This is a genomic window from Halorubrum sp. SS7 (assembly GCF_005435055.1).
Classification (GTDB): domain Archaea; phylum Halobacteriota; class Halobacteria; order Halobacteriales; family Haloferacaceae; genus Halorubrum; species Halorubrum salinarum.
The window spans coordinates 1-880 of sequence record NZ_SGXV01000153.1 but is presented as its reverse complement, the minus strand read 5'-3'; the positions used below and the strand labels follow the sequence as shown (position 1 = coordinate 880).

Annotated in this window: 2 pseudogenes; both read right to left on the bottom strand. The window is 66.1% G+C overall.

The window, feature by feature from the left end:
• Nucleotides 1-423, bottom strand: a pseudogene (locus EXE44_RS17285) (sugar ABC transporter permease); the annotation flags it as partial.
• Nucleotides 424-454: 31 nt separating this feature from the next.
• A pseudogene (locus EXE44_RS17280) lies at nt 455-880 on the bottom strand (carbohydrate ABC transporter substrate-binding protein); the annotation flags it as partial.

Here is an 880-nt window from a genome sequence, read left to right as displayed (position 1 = left end):
ACCGACGATGAGCGTCCCCGCGGTGAACGCGATCAGCAGGATGAGCGTGTTGACCGCGGCGTCGATGAACCCGGAGTCCGCGAGCGCCCGGGTGTACATCTCGAAGTCGAGGTCCGAGTAGTCCGGCGCGTTCTCGAAGCGCTGGTAGTCGGTCAGCGAGATCAGCAGGTTCCAGATGACCGCACCGTAGACGAACAGCCCCATCAGCAGGAACGGCGGGAGCCAGAAGACGGACGACTCCATGAAGTCGCTTCCGAAGCGCCGATCCAGGCTCGCCTTGAGACGGGTCGTCACGTCACGGTCCGGCTCCGCCGGCGGTTCGGCCGCGGGGCCGTCGCTCACGACGCCGCCGTCGGCGCGGACCCCGCCGTCGTCTGGGTTAGCCTCGTCGTCCCCCGAGGAGGGCCTGATCGTCCGGTACAATCGACGATAAAAATCCAGCATCGCGTGGATTTCAGTTCGACACCGCGTCCAGGAAGCCCGTCGTCGCCGCGTCGACGTTGTACGGGCCGGTGAACTCCGAGGAGATGACCTCGTTGAGCGCGGTCATCGTCTCGGAGGGGACGCCCAGCCCGTGCTGGAGGTTCGGCGGTCGGTACTCCGCGTTCGCGAAGTCCTCGGCCGTCTCCTGGAGGTACGGACCGAACTCCTCCATGCTCACGTCGGTCCGGGTCGGGATCGATCCCTTGTACTGGTTGAACGCGATCTGGGCCTCCGGGCTGCCGACGAACGCCTCCCAGGTCTTCGAGGCCTCGGGCGTCGGGTTGTTCGCCGGGTAGAGGAACGAGTCGAAGTGGAGCGTGTACATGCCCTCCGTGCCGGGGAACGTCTTGAAGCCCCAGTCGTCCTCGTAGGCGAAGTCCTCGGCGTTCCGGAACGC